This window comes from Streptomyces sp. NPDC050528, from assembly GCF_044457795.1.
Lineage (GTDB): Bacteria > Actinomycetota > Actinomycetes > Streptomycetales > Streptomycetaceae > Streptomyces.
In genome coordinates this window covers 547,346-566,147 of record NZ_JBITHH010000004.1, presented here as the reverse complement: position 1 = coordinate 566,147, position 18,802 = coordinate 547,346, and the positions used below count along the sequence as shown (strand labels likewise).

General features: G+C 70.6%; 16 protein-coding genes. 2 read left to right on the top strand and 14 right to left on the bottom strand.

Annotated features, from left to right (window positions below; genetic code table 11):
• Positions 1-4: 4 nt before the first annotated feature.
• The 5 genes from ACIBK4_RS17495 to ACIBK4_RS17475 form a co-directional block, all read right to left on the bottom strand.
• Positions 5-988, bottom strand: coding sequence for an NADPH:quinone oxidoreductase family protein (locus tag ACIBK4_RS17495; RefSeq protein ID WP_398995624.1), 984 nt, complete (start codon positions 986-988; stop codon positions 5-7).
• A complete protein-coding gene (locus tag ACIBK4_RS17490; RefSeq protein WP_398995623.1) occupies positions 985-2,190 on the bottom strand; it encodes an acyl-CoA dehydrogenase family protein in 1,206 nt (401 codons plus the stop codon). Before ACIBK4_RS17490 ends, ACIBK4_RS17495 begins: the two co-directional genes overlap by 4 nt.
• Positions 2,187-2,954: an SDR family NAD(P)-dependent oxidoreductase gene (locus tag ACIBK4_RS17485; RefSeq protein ID WP_398995622.1), complete on the bottom strand. Its 768-nt coding sequence runs from the start codon at positions 2,952-2,954 to the stop codon at positions 2,187-2,189. Before ACIBK4_RS17485 ends, ACIBK4_RS17490 begins: the two co-directional genes overlap by 4 nt.
• Positions 2,955-3,027: 73 nt before the next feature.
• A complete protein-coding gene (locus ACIBK4_RS17480) occupies positions 3,028-4,176 on the bottom strand; it encodes an acyl-CoA dehydrogenase family protein (protein WP_398995621.1) in 1,149 nt (382 codons plus the stop codon).
• A 148-nt stretch (positions 4,177-4,324) separates the two neighbouring features.
• Positions 4,325-5,797, bottom strand: coding sequence for a FadR/GntR family transcriptional regulator (locus tag ACIBK4_RS17475; protein ID WP_398995620.1), 1,473 nt, complete (start codon positions 5,795-5,797; stop codon positions 4,325-4,327).
• 191 nt (positions 5,798-5,988) lie between these two features.
• Between ACIBK4_RS17475 and ACIBK4_RS17470 the strand changes: the two genes are divergently transcribed.
• Positions 5,989-7,209, top strand: coding sequence for an acyl-CoA dehydrogenase family protein (locus ACIBK4_RS17470; RefSeq protein ID WP_398995619.1), 1,221 nt, complete (start codon positions 5,989-5,991; stop codon positions 7,207-7,209).
• Between the two features lie 140 nt (positions 7,210-7,349).
• Entirely contained in the window at positions 7,350-8,591 is a 1,242-nt protein-coding gene (locus tag ACIBK4_RS17465; RefSeq protein WP_398995618.1) for a cytochrome P450, read from the top strand.
• Positions 8,592-8,610: 19 nt separating this feature from the next.
• Here the strand turns inward: ACIBK4_RS17465 and ACIBK4_RS17460 are convergent, their stop codons facing one another.
• From ACIBK4_RS17460 to ACIBK4_RS17420, 9 genes are all read right to left on the bottom strand, one after another.
• Positions 8,611-9,756 (bottom strand): thiolase family protein, encoded by a 1,146-nt coding sequence (locus ACIBK4_RS17460; RefSeq protein ID WP_398995617.1) that lies wholly within the window; start codon positions 9,754-9,756, stop codon positions 8,611-8,613.
• A gap of 16 nt (positions 9,757-9,772) precedes the next feature.
• Positions 9,773-10,921 (bottom strand): CaiB/BaiF CoA transferase family protein, encoded by a 1,149-nt coding sequence (locus ACIBK4_RS17455; protein WP_398995616.1) that lies wholly within the window; start codon positions 10,919-10,921, stop codon positions 9,773-9,775.
• Between the two features lie 52 nt (positions 10,922-10,973).
• Complete coding sequence (locus ACIBK4_RS17450) at positions 10,974-11,738, bottom strand: crotonase/enoyl-CoA hydratase family protein (RefSeq protein WP_398995615.1); 765 nt, start codon at positions 11,736-11,738, stop codon at positions 10,974-10,976.
• A gap of 32 nt (positions 11,739-11,770) precedes the next feature.
• Positions 11,771-13,021, bottom strand: a complete 1,251-nt coding sequence (locus tag ACIBK4_RS17445) for a MaoC family dehydratase N-terminal domain-containing protein (RefSeq protein ID WP_398995614.1) — start codon at positions 13,019-13,021, stop codon at positions 11,771-11,773.
• A gap of 44 nt (positions 13,022-13,065) precedes the next feature.
• Positions 13,066-14,562 carry a class I adenylate-forming enzyme family protein gene (locus tag ACIBK4_RS17440; RefSeq protein WP_398995613.1) on the bottom strand — a complete coding sequence of 499 codons (1,497 nt, stop codon included), beginning with the start codon at positions 14,560-14,562 and terminating at the stop codon, positions 13,066-13,068.
• Between the two features lie 29 nt (positions 14,563-14,591).
• Complete coding sequence (locus tag ACIBK4_RS17435) at positions 14,592-15,689, bottom strand: acyl-CoA dehydrogenase family protein (protein WP_398995612.1); 1,098 nt, start codon at positions 15,687-15,689, stop codon at positions 14,592-14,594.
• Positions 15,686-16,174, bottom strand: a complete 489-nt coding sequence (locus ACIBK4_RS17430; RefSeq protein ID WP_398995611.1) for a VOC family protein — start codon at positions 16,172-16,174, stop codon at positions 15,686-15,688. Before ACIBK4_RS17430 ends, ACIBK4_RS17435 begins: the two co-directional genes overlap by 4 nt.
• Positions 16,171-17,370, bottom strand: a complete 1,200-nt coding sequence (locus ACIBK4_RS17425; RefSeq protein WP_398995610.1) for a cytochrome P450 — start codon at positions 17,368-17,370, stop codon at positions 16,171-16,173. Before ACIBK4_RS17425 ends, ACIBK4_RS17430 begins: the two co-directional genes overlap by 4 nt.
• A gap of 94 nt (positions 17,371-17,464) precedes the next feature.
• Positions 17,465-18,697 (bottom strand): CaiB/BaiF CoA transferase family protein, encoded by a 1,233-nt coding sequence (locus ACIBK4_RS17420; protein ID WP_398995609.1) that lies wholly within the window; start codon positions 18,695-18,697, stop codon positions 17,465-17,467.
• Positions 18,698-18,802 lie beyond the last annotated feature (105 nt).

Sequence of the window (18,802 nt, the reverse complement as noted above, 5' to 3'; positions counted from 1 at the left end):
CTGTTCACTCCCGACCGGTCATGTCCAGGACCACCTTGCCGGTGGTCCTGCGTTCGGCGACGTCGGTCAGAGCGGTCGCGACGTCGGCGAGCGGATGGACGCGGGAGACGAGCGGGCGCATCCCGTCCCGGACCATTCCGGCGAGGGCGCGGTCGGCGGCGGCCACCGCGTCCGGGGCGTACTGGCGGACCGTACGGATCTCGAAGCCCCGGACGACCAGGTCCTTGAGCAGCACCAGGTTCAGCGGGATGCGCGGGATCTTCCCGTCGGCGTACCCGACCGTGACGAACCGGCCACCCCGGCGCAGCGCGCGCAGGGCGGCCTCCGCGTGGTCGCCGCCCACCGGATCGATCACGAGGTGAACGCCCTCGCCACCGGTCAACTCCCTTGTGCGGAGCTTGAGATCCTCGTGGACGTAGTCGACGCCGGCCTCGGCACCCAGCTTGCGGGCGACCGTCAGCCGCTCCTGGCTCGACGCGGCGGCGACCACCCGCATCCCGAGCCGGGTCGCGATGTCGACCGCGGCCGAGCCGACCCCGCCCGCCGCGCCGAGCACCGCCACCCACTCCCCCGCGCCGCCCTGTCCGACGGTGACGAGGGAGTGGTAGGCGGTGGCGTACGTGACGTGGAACGCGGCGGCGTGCACCATGTCGAGCCCCTCGGGAACCTGGCGCAGACCTGCGACGGGCACCACGACCTGCTCGGCGAACGCACCGGTGAGCACCGCCCCGGCCACCGGTGAGCCGACGGGCGGGCCGGTGACACCGGGCCCCAACTCGGCCACCACACCGGCGAATTCGCTGCCCGGGGTGAACGGCAGCGGCGCGGGCACCTGGTAGCTGTTCGCCACGATCAGCACGTCCGGGAAGTTGACCGCGGCCGCGTGCACGCGGACCAGCACTTCGCCCGGGCCGGGCCGGAGTTCGTCGAGTTCAACGACCGAGAGACCACCGGGCGGCCCGTACTCCGTGCAGCGTGCGGCTCTCATCGCGCCCTTTCCACGGTCGTCGGCATCGCCGGGTCCCGGGGCAGCCCCAGTAGCTGCTCGGCGATCGTGTTGCGCTGGATCTCGGCGGTGCCCGCCCCGATCGACGAGGCGCGGGTGCGGAGGAACCCCCATACCCAGCGCCCGCGTTGGACGGCGTGCGGGTCGCGGCGGCCGAGGATTCCGTAGGGTCCCAGCAGGTCGAGGGCGAACTCGTGCAGCTCCTGCTCGAAGGTCACGATAAACAGGCGTGCCGTCGAAGAGGCGGGCCCTGGTTCGCCGTTGGCCATGATGTCGGCGATGGTCCGCATGCCGGTGAGCCGCATGACGCGTACCCGGATCTCGAAGTCCGCGAGCCGGTCGCGGACGATCGGATCGGCCGTCGCCCCGCGTTCGTGGGCGAGTTCGATCAGCTCGTCCAACACCCGCCGGTACAGGGCCGCTTGATTCATCGCCCCGGCCGCGCGCTCGTGCCCCAGGCTCGTCCGCACCAGCGGCCAGCCGCCGTTCTCCTCGCCGATGCGGTTGGCGACCGGGACGCGGACGTCGTCGAGGAAGATCTCGCAGAAGTGGGCGTCGCCGGTCAGGTCGCGCAGCGGCCGTACGGTCACGCCGGGAGCGTGCGCGTCGATCAGGAGGTAACTGATGCCGTCCTGGCGGGAGTCGGGCGGTCCGGTGCGGACGAGGGTGAAGACGATGTCGGCGATGTCGGCCGAACTGTTCCACACCTTCTGCCCGTTGACGACGTACTCCGCGCCTTCGCGACGTGCCGTCGTGCGCAGCGCGGGGAGGTCCGATCCCGCCTCCGGCTCGGAGTAGCCCTGGGCCCACACCATGTCGCCGCGCAGCATGGGGCGCAGGTGGTGCTCCTTCTGCTCGGGCGTGCCGTACTTGATGAGGGTGGGGGCGGCGATGCCCAGTCCGGTGCCCAGGGGTCCCGGGACGCGGGCGCGCGCGTACTCCTCCTGGTAGACGACCTGGCGGGCGAAGGACAGATCCATGCCGCCGTACGCGCGCGGCCAACTCGGGCCCGCGTAACCGGAGTCGTACAGCGTGGCCAGCCATTTCTTCTGCCAGGCGATCCGCTCGACGGGGTCCTTGGGGCGGCGGCCGGGGTGGTGCTCCGTCAGGAAGGCCCGCAGACGGGCGCGGAACTGTTCGTCGGTCTCGTCGGGCTCGCCGTCCACCGGAATCGTCATCGTCATCGCGGAGCCATGCGGATGCCACCGTCGAGGCGGACGGTCTGGCCGTTGAGGTACGGGTTCTCCAGCATCTCGACGGCGAGGCGGGCGAAGTCGTCCGGGTCGCCGAGTCGTTTGGGGTGCGGTACGGAGGCGGCGAGGCCGTCGCGGATGTCGGCGCGGAGGCGGCCGAGCATCGGGGTGTCCATGATGCCGGGGGCGATGGTGTTCACTCGGATCTGCCAGCTGGCGAGGTCTCGGGCGGCGACGAGGGTGATGCCGTGGACCCCGGCCTTGGCGGCGGTGTAGGAGGTCTGCCCGATCTGGCCGTCGAACGCGGCGACCGACGCGGTCAGGACCACGGCGCCCCGGTCGCCGTCGACCACCTCGTTGGCGGCGAGGCGGGCGGCGGCGAGGCGCAGCACGTTGTAGCTGCCGATCAGGTTGACGCGGACGACCTCGGCGAAGGTGGCGAGTTCTCCGGGATTGCGGTCGCGGTCGATGATCCTGGTGCGGTCGCCGCCGCGTCCGGCGCAGTGCACGACGCAGCGCAGGGTGCCGAGTTGCTGTGCGGCGTCGAGGGCGGCGGTGACCTCGGTCTCGTCCGTGACGTCGGTACGGACGAAGCGCGCGGCCTCGCCGAGGTCGGCGACGGCCTTGACGCCCTGTTCCTCGGAGATGTCGGCGAGGACGACACGTCCGCCGCGTTCGATGATGCGCCGCGCGGTGGCCAGGCCGAGCCCGGAGGCGCCCCCGGTGACGAGTGCCGCTGAACCGTCGATGTTCACACCCAACTCCTCATGGACTGCACGGTTTTGAAGACGAGTTCCGCAGGGTTTCGAAGGTGAGTTCCGCAGGGTTTCAAAGGCCCAGGGACTTGCTGATGATGAGCTTCATGACCTCGCTGGTGCCGCCGTAGATGCGGGTCACGCGGGCGTCCGCGTACAGGCGGGCGATCGGGGATTCGAGGATGTAGCCGTAGCCGCCGTGCAGTTGGAGACAGCGGTCGACGACGCGCCCCTGTGTCTCGGTGCAGACCAGCTTGGTCCGGGCCGCGTCCACGGGGTCCAGTTCGCCCGCGACGAGCGCGGTGACCGACGCGTCGAGCAGAGCTTGGGCGGCCGTCAACTCGGCGTCCAGGGAGGCGAGTTCGAACTTCGTGTTCTGGAACTGGGCCAGCGGTCTCCCGAACACGGTCCGGTCGCGGACGTAGGCGACGGTCAGGTCGATGGCGGTGCGGGCCTGGGCGACCGCGCCGACCGCGATGGCGAGGCGTTCCTGGGCGAGGTTGCGGCCGAGGAGGGTGAAGGCGGCGCCCTCCTCGCCGAGGAGGTTGGCGGCGGGCACGCGGACGTCGGCGAAGGAGAGTTCCACGGTGTCCTGGACGGCCAGGCCGATCTTCTCCAGCCTGCGCCCGACGGTGAAGCCGGGCATGCCCTTCTCGACGACGAGGAGGGACAGTCCGGCCCGCCGGTTGGCGGGGTCGACGGCGGTGCGGGCGACCACGATCACCAGGTCGGCGTGGTGGCCGCCGGTGATGAAGGTCTTCGCGCCGTTGAGTACGAAGTGGTCGCCGTCGCGGACCGCCCGGGTGGTGACGCCGGCGAGGTCGGAGCCGGTGACGGGCTCGCTCATCGCGATCGCGGTGTACAGCTCGCCGGAGGCCAACCCCGGGAGCCAGCGCGCCCGTTGCTCCGCGTTGGCCAGGCCGGTGAAGTACGGGACGACGATGTCCAGATGGGTCCGCAGGCCGCCGAGCGTGACGCAGGCGCGGGCGCACTCCTCCTGGATCACCGCGTTGTAGCGGTAGTCGTCCTGGCCGCCTCCGCCGTACTCCTCCGGGATCGACGTACCGATGATGCCGAGCTTGCCCAGTGCGGTGAACAGGTCGCGGGGGACCAGTCCGGCGCGCCGCCAGTCCTCGTACGACGGGACGACCTCACGGGCGAGGAAGTCACGGACCAGCAGACGGAAGTCCTCATGGGTCTCTTCGAACAGGGTCCGGCGCATCGGATCTCCTTCGGCTCGACCAATTCAGTATACCTAATTAGCCTCGCCGGACACAGACCGATACGGCGGACCGGCGCAGCGGAACGCCCCATGGGCCCAGGGCCGCATGGGGCGTTGCCGGTCGAACCTCAGGGAATCAGTGCCGGAATCAGTGCCACCAGGGGATCAGCGCGTCCAGGTGACGGCGCATCCGGTGCCGGGCCACCCCGGCGTCGCCCTCGACGATGGCGTCGAGGATCCGCTGGTGGACGTGCTGGACCTCGTCCGCAGCCGTGTCGCCGGGCAGCGGCCGGTCGTGTCCGGAGGCATGGCGGCGGAACAGCTCGGTAATGATCGACAGGAACAGCGCGAGCACCGGGTTGCCGGAGAGCGCGGCCAGTTCGGTGTGGAAGAGGTCGGCCTTGCGCGGGTCGTCGGCGGGGCCCTCCGTGCTCCAGCGGACGGCCTTGCCGAGCCGTTCGGTCACCTCTTTGTCGCCCTCCGCGACCCGGGCGGTGACCCGGGCGACGATGCCGAGTTCGATGGCGTTGCGGACGATCCGCAGGTCGTCGGCGGTGACGCCCTGGTACTCCAGGAACAGCGCCATGGTGTCGATGCTGGCCTGCGGTTCGGGCTCGGTGACGATCAGCCCGCCGCCGGGACCCCGGCGCATCCTGGCGACCGAGTGGTACTCCAACAGCCGTACGGCTTCCCGCAGTACGGCCCGGCTGATCGAGTAGCGGGCGAGCAGATCGGCCTCCGAGCCGAGCACCATGCCGGTCTGCCAGCCGCGCGCGGCGATGTCGTCGTGGATCCGCGCCGCGACCACTTCGGCGAGCTTGGCCCGGGGCCCCTCGACGAGTTCGGGATCGACGACATTGCCCGCGATCCGCTGCCCGCGCCGCACCCGGTGCTTCTCGATCCAGCCGGCCACCGACTCCAGGTGCGCGGTCAACTCGGTCTGAGCGCGGGCTCCGTCGTCGGCGACCACCGCGTCGACGACGGCTTTGTGCGCGCGGTGCGAGGTGTCCTTCGCGGCGTACATCTCGGACTTGGAGATACGGCGGGAGGTGTGCGCGTAGCGCGCGGTGAGCCGGGTGAGGACATCGACGAACAGGTGCAGCACCGGGTTCCCGGACAACTGGCCCAGCACGGGGTGGAGGGGGTCCTGCGAATGGACGCCGGGGTCGTCCCAGTGGTCGAGTTCGGCGGCGAGCGCGGTCCGGAGCGTCTCGATGCCCTCCTCGGTGATGCGGTCGGCGGCGAGTCCGGCGGCGATCGGCTCCAGCAGGAGGCGGGCCTGGAGCAGGTCCGTGACGCTCGTGCCGACGTATTCGAGGTAGATCACCATGGCGCGGGTGGCCGGTCCGGCGTCGGGCGCGCAGACGATCAGGCCACCGTTCGGGCCGCGCCGCATCCGGGCCACCTGGTGGTGCTCGACGAGCCGTACCGCCTCACGCAGCACCGCCCGGCTCACCCCGAGCCGCTCCCGCAGGTCCACTTCGGAGCCCAACGACTCGCCCACCGGCCAGCCCTGGCGGATCACGGTCGCCTCGATACGGCGAGCGGTCTGCGCGGCCAGCTTGCCGACCGGGACACCGGTCTCGCCGTCGGCGGGCTCGCGGTCGACGGCAGTCGCCATGGCCAACTCCTCTGGGGCGGATATTGCGGATCCCCAGTCTATTCGCCACCTGGGCCGCAGACGCGCGGTTCGGGTGCCGGGAAGCAAGTTGAGGCCACTTTTCCGGCCGCACGCCCCTGGCAACCGAGTGAACGGCATGGTTAGAGTAACCTCATTTCGCGGCACGGCCTGAGAACAGGGAGCCGAGAGCGATGCGCCTGGAGTCCACGCCCGAACTCGAAGCGTTCCGGAGGAAGGTGCGCGCGTTCGTCGCGGAGCACGCTCCGGGCACCAAGACCCACGCCGGGGTGCGCGCACCGGAGCCGGAACTGATGCCGGCGATCCGCGAGTGGACCGCCAAGCTGTACGAGGCGGGCTTCCTCGGGATCGACTGGCCGGCCGAGTACGGCGGCCGCCCCGACGCACACCCCCTGGAACCGTCGATCGTCGCCGAGGAGATCGCCCGCGCCCGGACCTGGCAGCCGATCGGCGCCGCCTCACTCGCCTCGGCCGCGCTGCTGGAGTTCGGCACCGACGACCAGCGGGCGCGCTTCCTGCCCCGGATCCGCTCCTGCGAGGACGTGTGGTGCCAGCTGTTCAGCGAGCCCGAGGCGGGCAGCGACCTTGCGGCGCTCCGGACGCGGGCGGTCCTCGATGGCGAGGGCGACGACGCGGTGTTCGTCGTGGACGGCCAGAAGGTGTGGACGACCAACGGCCAGCACGCCGACATGGGTTACCTGCTCGCGCGCACCGACCGCGAGGCCCCGAAGCACCAGGGCATCACGGCGTTCGCCCTCGATCTGCGCAGCCCCGGCATCGACATCAGGCCGTTGCGGGAGATCACCGGGACGACCGACTTCAACGAAGTCTTCCTGGACGGTGTCCGCATCCCGGCCGCGAACGTGATCGGCCGGGTGAACGACGGCTGGCGGGTGGCGATGAGCAGCCTCGGCCACGAGCGCTCCGGCGTGGGCGCCCGCGGGGTCGAACTGGTCGCCGTACTGGACGACTTGCTGCATCTCGCCGCTCGCACGACGGTCGACGGCGGCCCCGCGCTCGACGACTCGGCGACCCGGCAGGCGATCGGCGAACTGGCCACGCGGGTACAGGTGAACGCCGCGCTGACCGGCCTCGCCCAGTCACGGATGCTGCACGGCACGGAACAGCCGGCCGACGCCCTCCTCGGCAAGATCTTCTTCAGCGAACTCAACCACGACCTGGTCGACTTCGGCCTGAGTCTGCAGGGCACGGACGGACTGCTGGTCGAGGGCGACGAGGACGCCGTGGCGGACGGCTGGTGGCAGGACGCGCATCTGTACTCGCGGGCGTACACGATAGCCGGCGGGGCGAACGAGGTGCTGCGCACGCAGGTCGCCGAGCGGGGGCTCGGGATGCCGCGAGAGCCTCGCCGACCGACCTCGGGCATGAAATAGACCACTCGGTCAATACGCGCGCTTCACGTTTCTCCGCCGATCACCGGAAAGCCTTCACGGACCTTCCGGAAGATTGATTGTACCGATCGGTCGACGTATGGTTCCGTCAGGTGCGGGCCCGACGAGAGGACGACAGAACCATGACCGAGAGCGTGGCCGGAACCGACGTCGCCGAGGATCTGCCGGAGTACCCGTCGCCCCGATCGGGCCAGTGCCCGTTCGCGCCGCCGCCGGGGCTGCTCAAGCTGCACGACACGGGCAAGGCCCTCGTCCGGGCGAAGACGTGGGACGGCACGACCCCGTGGGTCGTCACGACGCACGCGGCCCAGCGTCAGCTGCTCACCGATCCCCGGCTCAGCGCGAATATCGGTGCCCCCGGATACCCGCACACGACCGAGGCGATGAAGGCGCACGCGTCCCATATCCAGCCGTCGATCAACAACACCGACGGTGCCGAACACACCCGCTGGCGGCGCATGTTGACGAGTTCGTTCACGCGTCACCGCATGGAGAAGATCCGCCCGGAGATCCAGCGGATCACCGACGACCTCATCGACAAGATGCTCGCGGGCCCCAACCCGACCGAGCTGAACGAGGCGTTGTCACTCCCGCTGCCGTCGCTGATGATCTGCGCGCTCCTCGGGGTGCCGTACGAGGACCACGACTTCTTCCAGGAGCACGCGGGAGTCACCAACGCGCGCTTCAAGACGCCGGAGAAGGCGGCGGAGAGCACGGCGACCGTGCGCCGCTACATCGCCGGGCTCATCAAGGCCAAGATGGACGATCCCGGTGAGGACGTCCTCTCCGATCTCGGCGCGCGCATCAAGGCGGGCGAGCTGTCCATGGAGGAGGCCGCGCCCCTGGGGCACATCTTGCTGGTCGCCGGTCATGACACCAGCGCCAACATGATCACGCTGGGCACCGCGCTGCTGCTGGAGAACCCCGGCCAACTCGCGGGTCTGCGCGAGCACTCGGACGATCCGAAGTACGTGACGAGCACGGTCGAGGAACTGCTCCGCTACCTCACCATCCCGCACCTGCTGGCACGCCGGGCGGTGCTGGACGACATCGAGATCGACGGGGAGACCATCCGCGCGGGCGAGGGCGTCATCGCGTCACTGCCCGCCGCGAACTGGGATCCGCAGGCATTCCCGGACCCCGAGAGGCTCGACCTCACCCGCACCGCGTCCCACCACCACGCGTTCGGCTGGGGCCCGCACCAGTGCGTGGGACAGCAGCTGGCGCGCATCGAACTCCACGTCGTCTTCAGCACGTTGTTCCGCCGCATCCCGACACTCCGACTCGCCGTGGACGTCTCGGAGTTGAAGTTCAAGGAGGACTCCCAGGCCTACGGCATCTACGAGTTGCCGGTGGCCTGGTGATCCCTCCGGCCGGCACGCGTCACGGAAGCAGTTCGATGATCGTGGCGTTGGCCGTGCCGCCGCCCTCGCACATCGTCTGAAGGCCGTAGCGCAGGTTCCGTTGCCGCATCCGGGCGAGCAGCCGGGTCATCAGGATGGCGCCGGAGCCGCCGAGCGGGTGGCCGACCGCGATGGCGCCGCCGAGCGGGTTGAGCCGCTCGGGATCGGCGCCGGTCTCGGCCAGCCACGCCAACGGCACTGGTGCGAACGCCTCGTTGACCTCGTACGCTCCGATGTCCTCGATGGTCAGGCCGGAGCGGCGCAGCACCTTCTCGGTCGCGGGGATCGGGCCGGTCAGCATCATGACCGGGTCCGCGCCGCTCACCGCGCCCGAGTGGTAGCGGGCGATCGGCTTGAGGCCCAACTCCCTTGCCCGTTCGCGAGTTGTGATGAGCAGGGCGGCAGCGCCGTCGGAGATCTGGGAGGCGTTCCCGGCGTGGATCACACCGTCCTCCTTGAACGACGGCTTGAGTTTGGCGAGTGTCTCGACCGAAGTGCCGCGCCGCAGGCCCTCGTCGACGGTGAACTTGGTGCCGTCGATCTCGATGGGCACGATGTGGTCATCGAAGATCCCCGAGTCGATCGCCGCGGCGGCCTTGGCGTGCGACTCGGACGCGAACTCGTCGAGCCGGGTCCGGCTGAGCCCCCACCGTTCAGAGATCAGCTCGGCACCGACACCCTGACTGAACTGGAACCCGTCGTAACGGGCCAGCACGGCGGGCCCGTACGGCTGGCCGGTGGTCCGGTGCGAGCCGAGCGGGACCCTGGTCATGGTCTCCACGCCACCCGCCACCACCAGGTCGTACTGCCCGGCCATCACGGCATGCGCTGCGGAGTCGACGGCCTGTTGGCTGGAGCCGCAGGCCCGGTTGATCGTCACGCCGGGCACATGCTCGGGCCAGCCCGCGGCGAGTGCGGCAAACCGGGCGATGTTGCTCGACTGGTCGCCGATCTGCGTGACACAGCCCCACATCACGTCGTCCACGGTGCCGGGGTCGACGCCGGTGCGTTCCACCAGCGCGGTGAGCACGTGCGCCGACAGGTCCGCCGCGTGCACGGCGGCGAGGGAGCCGTTGCGCTTGCCTATGGGCGTGCGGACGGCGTCGACGATGACGGCCTCTGGCATGGAAGGGTCCTCTCGGTCAGTGGGGGTACTGCACGGCGGCGCCGTTGTCGACGAGTTGGTCGACGCCGGCGATCTCCCAGTCCCGGAGCACCGCGCGGGTGTCGGCGCCCACGGGTGGTGCCGCCGGGCCGGGGCTCGAGGGTGTCGCCGAGAAACGGGGTGCAGCGGCGGGCTGGACGACGCCGTCGCGGGTGAACAGGCTGCCGCGTGCGGCCAGTTGGGGGTGTGCCGCGGCTTCGGTGAGGCCGAGGACGGGTGCGACGCAGGCGTCGGTGCCCGCGAACTGGGCCGCCCATTCGTCGCGGGTGCGTTCCGCGAACCGTTCGGTCAGCCGGCGGCGCAACTCCGGCCAGGTGGACCGGTCGTGCTGGAGATCCGGATCGACGTCGAGCTTCAGCAGGTCGATCAGGCACCGGTAGAACTTCGCTTCAAGGGCGCCGACTGCCACATGTCGGCCGTCCTTCGTCCCGTAGACGGCGTAGAACGGCCAGCCGCCGTCGAGTTGATTGACCCCGCGCTCGTCGGTCCACGCGCCGCGCCCGAGTTTGCCGAAGGTGCTCGCGAGGAGATGGGCCGTCCCGTCGACGATCGCCGCGTCGACGACCTGGCCGACTCCCGTGCGTCCTACGGCATGCAGGGCCGCAAGCACGCCGATGACGAGGTAGCAGCCGCCGCCCCCGAAGTCGCCGACGAGGTTGAGCGGTATCTGCGGCGGCCCGCCCGCCTCCCCCATCGCACCGAGCGCGCCGGTGAGAGCGATGTAGGTGAGGTCGTGTCCGGCGGCCGCGGCGAGGGGCCCGGTCTGGCCCCAGCCGGTCATCCGGCCGTAGACCAGGCGTGGGTTACGGGCGAGGCACTCGTGCGGTCCGATGTTCAAGCGCTCGGTTACGCCGGGACGGAAGCCTTCGATCAACACATCAGCACGCTGGGCGAGTTGGAGGAGTGCCGGCGGACCTCCCGGATGCTTCAGGTCGAGGACGACCGAGCGCTTGCCCCGGTTGAGCACGTCCGCGGGGCCGCCCGCGTCGGGTTCGTCCGCCCGCTCGGGCCGGTCCACCCGGACGACCTCCGCGCCGAGGTCGGCGAGGAGCATCCCGGCGAACGGGCCCGGGCCGATGCCACCGAGTTCGACCACGCGGCAGCCGGACAGCGGTCCTGTGGTCACAACACCCTCCCTGGGAGTCCGAGTTGCGGATCCTGACGGTTCTACGGCGCTGTCAGCGTCCCTTCCAGACCGGTGGCCGCTTCTCGGCGAAGGCGGCGGCGCCTTCCCGCGCGTCCTCGGACGAGAACACCGGCGACGCGATCTCGGCCTGCCGGATCCAGCCCTCCTCCAGCGTCCAGTCGGCGGCGGACTGTGCGATCTGCTTGGTCGCGGCGACGGCGAGGGGCCCGTTCGCGGCGATGGTCGTGGCGAGTTCCAGCGCGCCGGCGAGTGCGCCACCCTCGTCGGTGAGCCGGTTGACCAGTCCGACCTCGGCCGCGCGTACGGCGGTGATGGGTGCTCCGGTCAGCAGCAGCTCCAACGCGACGGCGTAGGGCACCCGTTGGGGCAGCCGCAGTGCGGCGCCGGCCCGGGCGACCAGGGACCGTGTCACCTCGGGGACACCGACGCGTGCCGTGCGGGAGGCCACGACGAGATCGCAGGCGAGCAGCAGCTCGAAGCCGCCGGCCAGCGCCCAGCCCTCGACGGCGGCGATCAGCGGTTTGCGGGGCGGGGTGATGGTGATCCCGCACAGGCCGCGGCCCTCGATCGCGGGGCTCTCGCCGCGCAGCCAGGCCTTGAGGTCCATCCCCGCCGAGAACGTGCCTCCGGCTCCGGTGAGCACGCCGACCCGCAGTTCGTCCGACTCGTCCAGCTCGTCCACGGCGGCGGCGACTCCGGCGGCCACCCCCGCGTCGAGGGCGTTCTTCACCGCGGGACGGTTGATCGTGATGACCTGGACCGCGTCCCGGCGCTCCACCAGCACTTCGTCCGACATCCTGCCTCCTGATGCTCGTTCTCGATTGCCGATCACTTGACCGCGAACCGCTCCAGTTCATGGGCGACCATGCCGTCCAGGTCCGCGGCGGGCGGCGACGGAAGGTCGACGGCCCGTTCCCTGGTCGGCAGGAGCACAACTGCCCTGCCCGGTGTGGTGACTTCGCCGCGCTGGTTCTCGCAGCGCACCTCGATGTGCACCTCGTTCCGTCCGTCCACCCGCCGCTTGCCGACGACCGTGCCGCGCACCCAGGTGGTGTCGCCGAGGTAGTTGAACTTGCGGTGTTCGCACCGGAGTTTCCACAGCCAGCCGTCGTCGCCGATCCAGTCGGTGAGGAGATGGCAGAGCCAGGTCTCGCGCATGCCGCCGTAGTCGTAGGGGTTGGGGAGGCCCAACTCCCGGGCCCGTTCGGGTTCCCAGTGCAGGCGTTGGACGGTGTCCGGAACGCCCAGCCGGTTGGGCGGGTAGAGCCCGGGAGCCTTGCGCCGTACGGCCGCCGCGATGCCGAACGCCCCGGGCGGGGTGAGCTGCATGCCCCAGCCCAGGTGCCAGACGACGACATCCGTGGTGGTCAGCGGGCCCTTCACCCGGGGTTGCAGTACGTCCCCGACCTCGACGTCCTCCCAGTGGCGGGGCTCGGCACCGCGCCTGGTCTCGGCGGCGTACGCCGCGTCGATCTCGGCCAATTGGTCGGGCGTGTACGGCGGTTGTTCCAGTGCTTCCTTGGCCCGCTTCTTCGACGTGTGCCGCTCGGCGTTGATCCAGGTGCCGCGCCGCAGGGCGTGCATCTCTCCGCGCCCGTTGGCGTAGAGGTAGTCGCGGACCACGTGTGCGGTACGTCCGCCGAAGCTGCTCTGCTTGAGCGCCACCCCGACCTGGGTCTGCAACACCCGGCAGCGGTCGCCCAGTTGAAGGGGCCGCCACCACTCGAACTCCATCACCGCCTGGTAGGAACCGAGGCCGGCGAAGGGGTCTCCCTTGAGCAGTGCCTTGGTCTCCGGGTCCGGTGTCGGGGCCGCGTCCTCCCCCATCGTGTAGAGGAAGGTCGGCGGTGCGACGAGGGCGCCCCAGCGGGTCTTCGCCGCGTACTCGGGGTCGCAGTAGAGCGGGTTGGCGTCGCCGTAGCCGTAGGCGAAGTGGCGTGAACCGTCCCAGGTGACCTCGTAGTTGTGCGGTGGATTGTGCTGCGGCTGGGGTACGCCGAGGCGGCGCCGGGAGCGTTCGACCGCCTCGTCCGTCAGCATGCCGAACCGCTCGGCCGCCCTCTCCTCGGTCTCGCTCACCGCTCAACCTCCGTGCTGGTCACCGCAGTTCCTCCTTCGGGCGCTCAGGCCTTGGTGTGTTCGGTGAGCCGCGCCCGTACGAGGTCGAGCAGTTCGACGCGGCTCACCTTGCTCGACGGGGTGCGGGGCAGTGCGTCGAGGACGACGATGTGGGCCGGTACCTCGTACGGGGTGAGGTGGGCGCGGCACAGGGCGGTCAGTTCGGGCTCGTCGGGAGGGGGCTCCCCCGGTGCCAACTCGACGGCCGCGACCGGTACTTCACCGAGCCGTGGGTCGGGCAGTCCGGCAACTGCCGCCTCGCGTACGGCGGGATGAGTCTCCAGGACGCGTTTCACCACCTCCGGCTGCACTTTGAAGCCGCCCCGGATGATCGCGTCGTCGGCACGGCCCTCGATCCACACGAACCGGTCGGCGTCGATCCGGGCGAGGTCGCTGGTCCGCACCCAGGTCCGGCCGCCGTGCGTGCTCTGCTCGGTGCGCACTTCGAGCCGTCCGGTACGGCCGACCGGCAGCTCGGTGCCGTCCTCGCCGGTCACCCTCAACTCGACGCCGGAGAAGGCGCGTCCGGCGCTGCCCGCCTTGCGCTGCCACCAACGGTCGTGCAGCGGCAGGGTCCAACCGGCGACGGCTCCGGCGAACTCCGTTGCGCCGTAGGTCATCAGGACCGGGATGCCGTACGTCCGGTAGAAGGCGTCGGCAAGTTCGGGCGGGCAGGGTGCCGTGCCCGAGGTGACCACCTGGAGGGTGGCGAGGCGTTCCTTCCGTACATGGGCGTCGAGTACGGCGCGCAGCGCGGCCGGTACGAGGCTTGCCGCGCGGAGTCCGTGGCGTTCCACCGCGCTGACCCAGGGTTCGACGGCGAACCTCGGCATCAGCAGCATGCGGCGTCCGGTGGCGAGGCAGGCCAGTGCCCGCCACAGGCCGCCGATGTGCACGAGCGGTGTGGCCACGAGGGATGCCGACTCGGACAGGAGCCGGTCGTCCTTCCGTGTCTGTCCGCCGGAGACGAGGGCCTGGTCGAGCTGTCCGATGCGCAGGTGGACGCGTTTCGGGGGGCCGGTGGTACCGGAGGTGAGCATCTCGACGGCGATGCCCGGGCGGGCCGGTGCCTCGGTGGGTGCCGTGCCGCCGGCGGGCCGTAGAGTCCCGTCGGTGGCCAGTTCGAGGGCGGCGCCGTACCTGGTCACGGCGTCGAGGACGCCCTCGCGGGCGAGGACCTCGGCACCGGACACCACGACGGGTGGCTCGCAGCGGGCGATGTCGGCGGCGAGGCGTGCGGCGGGCTGGAGCGGGCTGAGCATGACCAGGCAACGTCCGGAGGCGATGACCGCGGCGACCGCGGCGACGTGTTCGGGCCGGTTCTCCAGGACGACCCCGACGCGGGCGCCGGCGTGCAGGCCCAGCGCGTCGAGTGCGTCGCGGAGTTCCTGCGCGGTCCGCTGGACCTGCCCCCAGGTCCACCAGTTCCGGTCGTACTCGATCGCCTCGGCAGCCGCGGGCGCTTCCGCCAGCAGGCGGGACAGGCGGTCGCGAATTCCCACGTGATCAGCCTTTCGACAGGACGTCGGTCTCAGATTCCGACCAGGTCGGCCAACCGGGCCCGGTGCATGGCCGGTCCCCCGAACAACTGCTCCGACGACTTCGCGCGCTTCAGATACAGGTGCGCGTCGTGCTCCCACGTGTAGCCGATACCGCCGTGGATCTGAATGTTCTCCTTGGCCGCGTGGGTGAAGGCGTCCGCGCAGCAGGCCGCGGCGAGCGCGGCGGACACCGGCAGTTCGGAGGAGCCCTCGGCGGCCACGGTCGTGGCGTGGTAGGCCGCCGACCGGGCGCCCTCGACCTGGACCAGCAGGTCGGCGCACTTGTGCTTGATCGCCTGGAACGATCCGATGGGCCGCCCGAACTGCACCCGGACCTTCGCGTACTCGACGGCCGCGTCGAGACAGGCCTGCGCTCCGCCGACCTGCTCGGCGGCGAGCGCCACGGCCACGAGGTCGAGCACGGTGCGCAGATGCACCGAGGCGTCATCGTCCGACCCGATCCGCCGCGCGGGCGCGCCATCCAGGTCGACGCGGGCCAGCCGTCGGGTCGGGTCGAGGGTCTCCAGCCGGGTGCGGGTCACGCCGGGCGCGTCACCGTCGACGGCGAACAGCGCGGGTCCGGTGTCGGTACGGGCCACGACCAGGATGAGGTCCGCGGTGTGGCCGTCGACGACGAACATCTTGGTGCCCGACACCGTCCCGTTCCCGGCGGACGTCTCGATGTCCTCCGGCCGCCACGAGCCGCTCGCCTCCGCGAGCGCCAGCGTGGCGGTCGTCGAACCGTCGGCGATCGCGGGCAGCCAACGCGCCTTCGCCGCCTCGTCGTTGGATGCCGCGAGGGCCTGTCCGGCGAGGGCCACGGTCGCGAAGTACGGCGACGGCAGCAGCACCCGGCCCAGCTCCTCCAGTACGATCCCCAACTCGACCGGGCCGCCGCCGAATCCGCCGTAGGCCTCCGGCAACGCCAGTCCGTGCAGCCCGAGTTGGTCGGCCATCTGCCGCCACAGCCGGGGATCGTGCCCCTCGTCGGAGTCCATCGCGCGGCGCACCGCCGCACTCGGCGCCTTCTCGGCGAGGAACCGCCGTAGTGTCGTGCGGAGTTGTTGCTGCTCCTCGGTGAACGTCATTGCCACGTCGGTGCCTTCGAGCGGAGGTAGGCGGCGAAGTCCGGTATGCGGGTGCGGTCCACGATCTCGATGCGGACGCCCCACGGATCGAGGTGGTAGGCGAAGATCGCCATGGCGCCGTCGACCACCGCGCAGGCCTCCAGCGGAAACCCTGCCTCCTCCAACCGTTTGGACGTGGTCTGCAGGTCGTCGCAGAAGTAACCGAGGTGATGGGTGGCGAGATGTGCGGCCGGCGTCCACGGTGTCCCCGGGATCTCCTGCACGAGTTCGATGTGCGGGGCGTCCAGTGAGTACGCGTAGCGCAGCGGGAGCACGCGCTCGCCGTCCGCGAGGCGGACCGGGAGGTCGGCGGCCATCGTCTCGGTCCAGCGGTGGCCCGCGACCTCGGTGAGGCGGGTCTTCCACGCCTCGATGTCCGGGACGACAATTCCCGTGTGGTACAGGTCCGTTGCGCTGAGCGGATGCGTCATGGCGTCGTCGCTCACCACTCGAGCCGGAGCTGCTTGATGCCGTACATGTTGCCGTGCTGTTCGAGGTCCTGGCCGGGGGTGATCCGGTAGTCGGGGATGCGCCGGTGCCATTCCTCGACGGCCACGTTGAGTTCGAGGCGGGCGAGGTGGGAGCCCAGACAGCGGTGCGGGCCGGAGCCGAACGCGATGTGGTTGGTGGACTTGCGCCGCAGGTCCACTTCGAGGGGGTGCTCGAAGCGCTCCGGGTCGCGGTTGCTGACCGCGAGCGGCAGCATCACCATCTCCCCCGCCCGCACCGGGCAGCCGCCGATCTCCACGTCCTGGGTCGCCTTGCGGGCGGGCACGACGAACGAGTAGACGCGCAGGATCTCCTCGACCGCCGTGGGGATCAGCGCGGGGTTCTCGACGATCGCCCTGCGCTGTTCCGGGTGTGTGGCGAAGTGGTAGAGAGCCCAGCCGATCGAGATCGGGACCGTGTCGAAGCCGGCCTGGAACAGCAGGATGCAGAACGCGTGCATGTCCCGGTCGCTGATGGGCTCGTCGTCGATCGTCCAGGTCATGGCGCGGGACAGCAGGTCGTCACGGGGCGCGTCGCGCCGGACGGCGATCTGTTCCTCGAAGTACTCCGACACGGCACGCATGGCGCTCAACTGCCGCTCGCCGTCCGGGTCTTCACGGTGGGACAGGTGCAGCAGATCGTGGATCCAGTCGAGGAACCGCGCGAGGTCCTCCTCGGGCAGACCCATCAGGCGCATGAAGATCAGGGTCGGGAAGCGACGGGCGAACGCGTCGAGGACGTCGGCGGAACCGCTGTCCTTCAGCCCGTCGACGAGGCCGGACGCGACCTCCCGCATCTCCGGTTCCCGGGCGGCGACGGTCTTGGGCGAGAAGGCGCTGCCCAACAGCCGCCGCCACGCGGTGTGTTGGGGCGGGTCCAGCATCTCCGGGATCCACAGGAACCTGGGGTCGGGGTCGAGGGCCGTCACGGAGGTGTTCGAGAAGGTCCGCCAGTCCTGCAACGCCTGCTGTACGGCCTCGCCCTCGGTGACGACCCAGTACCCGCGCGCAATGGTGCTCCGGAATCCGGCGTGGGTGCGGGCCATCTCGTCCCAGCGTTCCTGATGGCTGAGGACCGGGCCGCCGAGGCGGTTGTCGAAGTGGTAGGCGGGGACGCCCTGGTGGGTCCCGTCGGGTTCGAGGGTCGCGCTCATGACGGCTCCTTTCGCACGGTCTGCTCATCTCCTGCGGCCAGCACGTCTCGTACGCTCCGCGCGTCTCGTACGGCCTTCACATCTCCTACGGCCTTCACGTCGCCGCGCCGTCGATCTTCAGCGCGATCAGCTCCTCGTCGGAGAGACCGAGCGAGCGCAGGACCTCGTCGGTGTGCTCCGCGAACTGCGGTGCCCTCGTCAGGTCGACCGGGGTCTCGTCGAACTGCACGGGGCTGGCGACGAGTTCGCGGTCCAGTCCGTCGGCGTCGACGACCGGGGCGATCAGTCCGTTGGCACGCAGCGAGGGGTCCTGGCCGACCTCCCAGGCGTTCTGCACCGCCGCCCACTGGCCCTCTCCGCGTGAGAGGATCTCGACCCACTCGGCGAAGGGGCGGGACTCGATGAGACCGGCGACGATGTCGGCGGCCTCCGCCGCGTTGGCCATCAACTTCTCGGTGCTGTCGAAGCGTTCGTCGGTGCCCAGTTCCTCGCGGCCGGCGAGCTTGCAGAACTCGGCCCAGTACCGGCCGGGTTGGAGCATCGACAGTTCGATCCAGCGGTCGTCCGAGGTGAGGTAGGCGCCGATCAGCGGGTTGGTGCGCGATCCGTGCCGGGGCTGGACGTTCGGCGGGAGCGGACCGCCGTTCATCAGCGCCAGGTTGACCGTGAACTGGGTCGCCCAGGCGCCGACGCCGAGCAACGACACGTCCACCACCGAGGGTTCACCGGTCGTCGCGCGGGAGTAGAGGGCGGCGGCGATGCCACCGGCGATCGTCATCCCGCCCATCGAGTCGCCGTAGGCTCCGGCGGGCATCCGGGTCATCCGGTCCGCGCCCTGCGGGGTGACCCCGGCGGCGCTGCCGCCGCGCGCCCAGAAGGCGGTGCTGTCGTAGCCGCCCTTGGTGGCCTCGTCGCCGTGCGGGCCGAAGCCGCTGCCGCGCACGTAGATGATGTCCGGGTTGATCGCCCGAATGTCCTCGACGTCGATGCGCAGTTTGGCGCGCGCCTCGGGCAGGAAGTTCGTGAGGAACACGTCGCTGGCGCGGACCAGGTCCTCGAACACCTTGCGGGCGGACGGTTTCTCCAGGGCGAGGCCCACGCTGCGTTTGCCCCGGTTGGGGCCCTCGACTATCGGGAAGAACGACGACCCCTTGCTGGCGGCCTCGTAGCCGAGGACCCGGACCAACCCGCGCTGGGCGTCGCCGCGTTCGGCATGCTCGATCTTGATCACATCGGCGCCCCAGTCCGCGAGCACGGCGCCCGCCGCCGGGACGAAGGTGAACTGGGCTACTTCGAGAACGCGTACGCCCTCCATCGGCCTGCGCATCGACCAACTCCTCATACTCATTCCGCCGTCACGCGCTCCGAGTATGGACCGAACCTCGCTAAAAAGTATACTGTTTTGCCGTCACCGACCGACCCGCACCTTCCG

Coding starts and splice junctions, on each gene's coding strand:
- ACIBK4_RS17495 (WP_398995624.1), bottom strand. CDS start 988: ATGAGAGCCGCACGCTGCACGGAGTACGGGCCGCCCGGTGGTCTCTCG.
- ACIBK4_RS17490 (WP_398995623.1), bottom strand. CDS start 2,190: ATGACGATGACGATTCCGGTGGACGGCGAGCCCGACGAGACCGACGAA.
- ACIBK4_RS17480 (WP_398995621.1), bottom strand. CDS start 4,176: ATGCGCCGGACCCTGTTCGAAGAGACCCATGAGGACTTCCGTCTGCTG.
- ACIBK4_RS17475 (WP_398995620.1), bottom strand. CDS start 5,797: ATGGCGACTGCCGTCGACCGCGAGCCCGCCGACGGCGAGACCGGTGTC.
- ACIBK4_RS17470 (WP_398995619.1), top strand. CDS start 5,989: ATGCGCCTGGAGTCCACGCCCGAACTCGAAGCGTTCCGGAGGAAGGTG.
- ACIBK4_RS17465 (WP_398995618.1), top strand. CDS start 7,350: ATGACCGAGAGCGTGGCCGGAACCGACGTCGCCGAGGATCTGCCGGAG.
- ACIBK4_RS17460 (WP_398995617.1), bottom strand. CDS start 9,756: ATGCCAGAGGCCGTCATCGTCGACGCCGTCCGCACGCCCATAGGCAAG.
- ACIBK4_RS17450 (WP_398995615.1), bottom strand. CDS start 11,738: ATGTCGGACGAAGTGCTGGTGGAGCGCCGGGACGCGGTCCAGGTCATC.
- ACIBK4_RS17435 (WP_398995612.1), bottom strand. CDS start 15,689: ATGACGTTCACCGAGGAGCAGCAACAACTCCGCACGACACTACGGCGG.
- ACIBK4_RS17425 (WP_398995610.1), bottom strand. CDS start 17,370: ATGAGCGCGACCCTCGAACCCGACGGGACCCACCAGGGCGTCCCCGCC.
- ACIBK4_RS17420 (WP_398995609.1), bottom strand. CDS start 18,697: ATGCGCAGGCCGATGGAGGGCGTACGCGTTCTCGAAGTAGCCCAGTTC.